Origin of the sequence: Paracoccus lutimaris (assembly GCF_003337565.1) — a bacterium.
Taxonomy (GTDB): domain Bacteria; phylum Pseudomonadota; class Alphaproteobacteria; order Rhodobacterales; family Rhodobacteraceae; genus Paracoccus; species Paracoccus lutimaris.
The window spans coordinates 1-5,666 of the sequence record NZ_QPJL01000057.1 but is presented as its reverse complement, the minus strand read 5'-3'; the positions used below and the strand labels follow the sequence as shown (position 1 = coordinate 5,666).

Below are 5,666 nucleotides of genomic sequence, written 5' to 3'. Positions count from 1 at the left end.
CGACGGGGTGGCCAGCGGCGCGGCCAGGATCAGGCCGAGGCAGGTGGTCAGAGCGAGGGTCTTGAGCATGGGGGCGTCCTCCGGAAACGGGCATATAAGCGGGATGGCCGCCGCGCGGCGGCGCGGCGGGGGCTGGGGCATGGGATTGTCGGGCGGCGTGTCGTGCGCTGCGCAAGGATTGCGTTCGTCAGATGCGCGCATTGCGCATCGCGGCCCGGACGTGCCGATCCTAGCGGATCAGCGCCTCGAAGCTGGCAAAGATGCCGTTGGGCGTCGGACGATAGCCGAGGCTTTGCAGCGTCGTCTCGATGTTCCGGCCGGGATCGACGCCCGGATGACAGGCGCGCAGATACATGTTCGCGACCAGTTCCGTCGCGCCAGAGATCTGGCCGAGGTTCAGGCCCTGATAGCCGCCGCCCCGCAAGCCAAACGCCGGGCGGGCGGTGCTGCAAAAAAACCGCACCTCGGAGGGCGCGTCGAATTGCAGGCGCTTTTTCGGCGTATCGGGCCGGTCCGAGACCGCCTGACGCAGCATGACCCGGACCAGATCACCCGGCACCCGTGCCGAGCCCTGCCCTTCGACACGGCGGTCGCTCTGGTCGTAATGCAGGCATTCGCCCATCTTGCAGCGGCCAAGATAGGTCTCGGCCGCGACCGGGCTGGCGGCGATGACAAGCGCCAGGCCGAGGAAAAGGGATTTCGGATTCATGCGGGACTCCTGCGAAAGACGTGCGAGATCAAAGGGGATTGGGGAACGCGGTCAGGCGCCGATCCTCAGCGGAACCAATATTCCTGGCCGCGACTGAAGATCACGCTGCCCGACTGAAAAACCAGTCCCAGCGCGACGACGCCACAGACGACCGCGCCTTCCCAGACGCCGGTCGCCCAGAACACCGCGATGCCCACCAGAGACAACGCCAGCAGGCGCCGCAGCTTGGGGATCTTTTCCGGTCCGACGACGCGGCCGCTGGCGATGCGGCCGACGCCGCGCTGTGCATGGCAGGCCGGACAGGTCCGGGCGCTGCGCTTGACCGGCGCGCCGCAATGGCCGCAGTCGATGGTGGGGGATTGCTCAGGCATCGCGGGCCTCCGTCAGATCACGATTTGAATTCATAGCATTTGCGGTGTAACATCCTTCCCGAACCATCCGGAGCACAGCCCTTGTCGATCAAACCCGCGCCCCGCACCGTCGAGCCTTTGGTCGAGGCCTTCGCCACCGTCCTGCGGCGTCGGCGTCTGGCGCAGGATCTGTCGCAAGAGGCGCTGGCCCGGCGCGCTGATGTCTCGATGCGCTTCGTCTCCCTGCTGGAGCTTGGCCGCCACATGCCGACAATCAACACCATGCAAAAGCTCGCCAAGGGGTTGGGCGTGCCGCTGTCGGATCTGGTCCGCGAGGCCGAAGAGGAACCGGCAAAGGAATAGCGGGACCGCAGCATCAGCCCTTCTCCCGCGCGGCGAGCAGCCGCATCGCATCCGCCAGAACGCCCGCCTCGAACTCGGGCCGCAGCTGCCCGTCGAGCGAGAGCAGCGCGATCTTGAGGCGCAGTTCGGCCAGATTCCCGGCCGGCCGCGCCGCAAGCCCGGTCTCGATATCGCGGATGCGGTGCTGGATCCGGTCCATCTCCGCCATCGCAGCGCGGCCTGCGTCTGTCGCTGTGAAGCCCGCTTCGGCAGCGCGATGATCGCAGCGGGCATAATCGCTCCAGGCCTGTTCCAGCGCGGACCGGGTCGTCAGGAACTCAGGATCAATCTGGTGGTCAGCACCTTCCCTGGCGCCGCCAGCCTGCATGAGATGCGATAAATCCGACAGCGACAGGCCGTCCGCTTCCCCTGTCGAAACATCATTCAGGCGGCCATTGTCGATTTCCGGTTCCTGCATCGGCCGCCCCTGGTCACTGGTTGAACTCACCACACTATATGAGCAATATACAGTGATATTTGCAAGAGGGGCAGCGACAATTATTTCCGGCATCGAAACACGACCCACAGATCCGCTTATTCCCGCCTTCGCCACGGTTCTGCGAAGGCGGCGCGAGGCGCTGGACCTGTCGCAAGAGGCACTGGCCCGGCGCGCAGGCATCTCGACGGTCCTCGTCGGCAGGGTCGAAAGCCTGCGCAATCAGCCGACGATCAACTCCATGCAGAAGCTGGCGAAAGGATTGGACAAGCGGCTCTCCGACCTGATCCGCGAGGCCGAGGCGCTGGCGGGGCAGTGAAGCGGTGAAGCGCTGGATCGCAGCAGGGATATACGAGATCACCCGGCCTGTGCGCGTATTCCTTCGCGGTCCCGATCGTGCAGCAAAGGTCGCCACAGGCTTGCCCGGACAATGCCGCGGCAGGCCCCCTGGATCAGCGACAGCCGCTGCGCTGGGACTGCGCTGCAATCCGCGTTCAGCATGATCAAATAGTGACAAGCCTCAATTGATCAAATGAAGCATTGATGACGCAGCCTGCGGCTTCGTAGAGTCAGACATGGGTCAATATGTTCATTTGATCATCGGGTGATTTGCTTCATAGCCTCATTGGGTGGAAAGCCTCATTTGATCATGGTGCCAGCGACCAAGACGTTACCCCAGACCTCTATCCAGCGTGAGCAAGACGTCGGATTTGAGCTTCAGCCATGTGGACGGGATAGGTAACCGGGGCTGGCGCGACGGGCTTATCCCGGTTCTCTCAGCATAGGCATTCACGCAACTGGTCACGACCTTGATGGCACCGCCGGGGCCGCCACAGGTTTGCCCGGCCAATGGCGCGGCAGGCTCCCTTTATCAGCGACCACTGCTGCGCAGGGACTGCGCTGCAACGCGCGTTCAGCATGATCAAATGGTGACAATCTTCATCTGATCATCTGGGGATTTGAATGCGCAACCTGCGGATCTGCTGTGATGGACACGAGCCAGAATGTTCATTTGATCATTTGGTGATCTGCCTCATAGGCTCATTTGGTGATTGTCTTCATTTGATCATGGCTCATGTGACGGCGCGGTATGGGTGACGGCCGCTCCTCTACACCAAACACCATCCGCTAAAATTCTTAATAAACAGTTCCCTCTCTGGACCTGTTGGTGCTTTGCCCGGCCCTGCCCAACGGATAGGCAGGGGTGAGCCATCCGAAACGTCTGGTGAATCCCGCCCTTGCTGCCATTACCCTTGTTCTCGCCGGTGCTTTGCCCGCCTGTTCCGGCGAAACGGTCGACCCCGATCTGCAGGGCGTGGCCTCGGTCATTGACGGCGACACCATCGAGATTCACGGCACGCGGATCCGGCTGAACGGCATCGACGCGCCGGAAAGCGGCCAGCGTTGCCAGAACGCGCGCGGCACGGCATGGCGTTGTGGCCAGCAGGCGGCGTTGGCGCTGTCAGATCGGATCGGACGACGGCAGGTCAACTGTCAGCAGACCGACACCGATCGCTATGGCCGGGTGGTGGCGGATTGCTTTGCGGGCGGCGAGAACCTGAACCGCTGGATGGTGCGCGAGGGTTGGGCGGTGGCCTACCGCCAGTATTCGACCGCCTATATCGCCGCCGAGGACGACGCCCGGACCGGCCAGCGCGGGATCTGGCAGGGCCGTTTCGACATGCCCTGGGATTGGCGTGCGGAACGTCGTAGCGGTCAGAATGTGGCACCGACAATGCAGAGGCTTTACGAATTCGCAGGACAAAACTGGTCCTGCGGCCCGCGCCGGACCTGCTCGCAGATCGGCAGCTGCGACGAGGCGCGCTGGTATCTGCAGAACTGCCCTTGGGGCGGCAAGCTTGACCGCGACAATGACGGCATCCCCTGCGAGAGTATCTGCTGAGAGATTCAGGCGGTCCGGCATCTCGGCGCGGGGTCGTGTCGCCTGCGATGGCAGCCGGATCGTCAGTTCACTGCGGCTAATCCGCCAGTCGCCTCACCGACCAGCCGCCGCTGTGCCCTTTGCGCAACCAGGCCGCGACCAGCTGAAACCCGCTTTGCGGCCAGTCCTTCGGCGTGTCGATCAGCACCAGCTCTGCAATGCCGAACCCGGCCTCATCCAGATCGCGCAGCCGCGCCCTGGTCGTCAGATTGGTCAGCGGCGCCAGCCAGACGATACTCGGCGCGATCCGCATGGCATGGCGGCTGAAATCGCGCAGCCGCGACCAGGGCGGATTGGTCATCACCCAGTCGACCGGTTCGTGCCAGTCTAGAAAATCGCGTCCCTCGGTGATCTCGCACCAATGCCGGTTAAGATGGGCGGGAAACAGGTCGTGAAACGCCCCTCGCCCTCTGGCCGGGTCCAGCACCTTGCCCGTCATCCGATCTGCGAAATACGCGATCACCGCTGCCGCCAGCTCCGGCGGCGTCATCACCAAATCCTGCGCCGGGGTATTCGTCGCAGGCACCAGACCGCCGCGTCCCGAGGGGGCCGCACGCAGAACCGGCCTGACGCGCAGCACTGCCGCCGCCCTGACCAGCGTTGCGACCGTCGCACCCAGATCCCGCTCAAGCGCAATGATAACCGGTCGGCTGACCCCGATCCGATTGGCCAGCTGCGCCTGGCTGAACCCCCGCGCCCGCCGCCGATCAGCCAGAGCCCGCGCCGCCTGCACCCGGTCCGGCGCCCAGCCCCAGCGCAGATCCAGCACCGCCATGACCGCAACCAGCGCCCGAACACCACCCTCGCCCCGCTCGAGCGCCCGCAGCGTCGGCAGGCTGATCTTGGCTGAGGCCGCGACTGAGGCTTGCGTCAGTCCATATGTGCAACGCGTTGTGCGCAAGGTATTCATGTCAAGAATTTCTTGCTTTTATTGCGATCAAAAGGAAATGATTCATTACACCATCTGCACCGAGTCATCCCGTCGACGCCAGACGAAAAACGTTGAGAAGGGCGGAGAACTGCCGTTCGCTGCACTTGCAAGCTATCGATCTGCCGCCAGCAAAGCTGACATTGGCGTCGCGCATGTATACCCACACAAGACCTCTGTGCGCCTTTAACGATTTCAACTTCGAGAAGAGTAATGAGCTTCCGTTATTAGCCAGACACTTCTAGCCTACTGACTTTGAGAGCCATATTTTGTGAGAGAGATTAGGTCATGTTGACAAAAGGGATTCCACAGACCTGCGCCCTGTGATTCAAGCTCATCTCTACGTAGGAGATGAGCTTGGCACGCAACCTGATGTCCGACGACGAATGGACATTCTTTGAGGGCTTCATCCGAGCCGTCCGGCATCCGAACGGGCGCAAGCCTGCGGACCATCGGCTTGTTATGGATGGTATTTTCTGGATCGCGCGGACCGGCGCGCCCTGGCGGGACCTGCCAGAGGAGTTTGGCAAGTGGTCCTCCATCTATCGGCAGTTCCGGCGCTGGACGCTCGCCGGGCTGTGGGAAGACATCCTGGATGCCTTGAACCACGCGAAGCTTGCGCCCGACAAACTCCAGATGATCGACAGCACCGGAGTAACGCGCGAAAGTTGGTGATGCCCTGAGGGGCGGCATATCATGGCGGTGTTCAGACGCCGTCAATTCTCAGCCGAGAAAGGGATATGCCACATGTCGGAGACTACCATCAGCACGCTGCCCGATCCATCGGGGTTTTCGCCGGATCCACTGACGGACCTCATCCGGGAGGGTGCGCGCAAGCTGATCGAACAAGCGGTTGAGGCCGAGCTGGCAACGCTCCTCGCCGCGTTCGCTGAGGAAAG

8 protein-coding genes and 2 pseudogenes are annotated in these 5,666 nt (G+C 62.9%); 5 read left to right on the top strand and 5 right to left on the bottom strand.

From position 1 onward, the window contains the following. From DFP89_RS20630 to DFP89_RS19565, 3 genes are all read right to left on the bottom strand, one after another. Positions 1 to 201, bottom strand: a 201-nt coding sequence (locus tag DFP89_RS20630; protein WP_220269890.1) for a hypothetical protein, incomplete at its 3' end; no start/stop codon positions are given. Between the two features lie 28 nt (positions 202 to 229). Next, positions 230 to 709 carry a hypothetical protein gene (locus tag DFP89_RS19570; protein ID WP_114350994.1) on the bottom strand — a complete coding sequence of 160 codons (480 nt, stop codon included), beginning with the start codon at positions 707 to 709 and terminating at the stop codon, positions 230 to 232. Between the two features lie 65 nt (positions 710 to 774). Next, the gene (locus DFP89_RS19565; RefSeq protein WP_114350993.1) at positions 775 to 1,080 is read right to left on the bottom strand and encodes a hypothetical protein; all 306 of its coding nucleotides are present in this window, start codon (positions 1,078 to 1,080) and stop codon (positions 775 to 777) included. A gap of 81 nt (positions 1,081 to 1,161) precedes the next feature. On the opposite strand from DFP89_RS19565, the gene DFP89_RS19560 reads away from it, so the two are divergent. Next, on the top strand, positions 1,162 to 1,422 hold the full coding sequence (locus tag DFP89_RS19560) for a helix-turn-helix domain-containing protein (protein WP_245948883.1): 261 nt from the start codon (positions 1,162 to 1,164) through the stop codon (positions 1,420 to 1,422). A 13-nt stretch (positions 1,423 to 1,435) separates the two neighbouring features. On the opposite strand, the gene DFP89_RS19555 is transcribed toward DFP89_RS19560, so the two are convergent. Further along, positions 1,436 to 1,879: a hypothetical protein gene (locus tag DFP89_RS19555; RefSeq protein ID WP_181870411.1), complete on the bottom strand. Its 444-nt coding sequence runs from the start codon at positions 1,877 to 1,879 to the stop codon at positions 1,436 to 1,438. A gap of 52 nt (positions 1,880 to 1,931) precedes the next feature. Between DFP89_RS19555 and DFP89_RS19550 the strand changes: the two genes are divergently transcribed. Beyond that, complete coding sequence (locus DFP89_RS19550; protein ID WP_181870410.1) at positions 1,932 to 2,216, top strand: helix-turn-helix domain-containing protein; 285 nt, start codon at positions 1,932 to 1,934, stop codon at positions 2,214 to 2,216. Positions 2,217 to 3,101: 885 nt separating this feature from the next. Beyond that, the gene (locus DFP89_RS19545; RefSeq protein WP_114350990.1) at positions 3,102 to 3,800 is read left to right on the top strand and encodes a thermonuclease family protein; all 699 of its coding nucleotides are present in this window, start codon (positions 3,102 to 3,104) and stop codon (positions 3,798 to 3,800) included. Positions 3,801 to 3,876: 76 nt separating this feature from the next. Here the strand turns inward: DFP89_RS19545 and DFP89_RS19540 are convergent, their stop codons facing one another. Further along, positions 3,877 to 4,749, bottom strand: a complete 873-nt coding sequence (locus DFP89_RS19540; RefSeq protein WP_114350989.1) for a helix-turn-helix transcriptional regulator — start codon at positions 4,747 to 4,749, stop codon at positions 3,877 to 3,879. A gap of 369 nt (positions 4,750 to 5,118) precedes the next feature. Here DFP89_RS19540 and DFP89_RS19535 point away from each other — a divergent pair. Next, positions 5,119 to 5,418, top strand: a pseudogene (locus tag DFP89_RS19535) (transposase); the annotation flags it as partial. 96 nt (positions 5,419 to 5,514) lie between these two features. Further along, positions 5,515 to 5,666, top strand: a pseudogene (locus DFP89_RS19530) (IS256 family transposase); the annotation flags it as partial.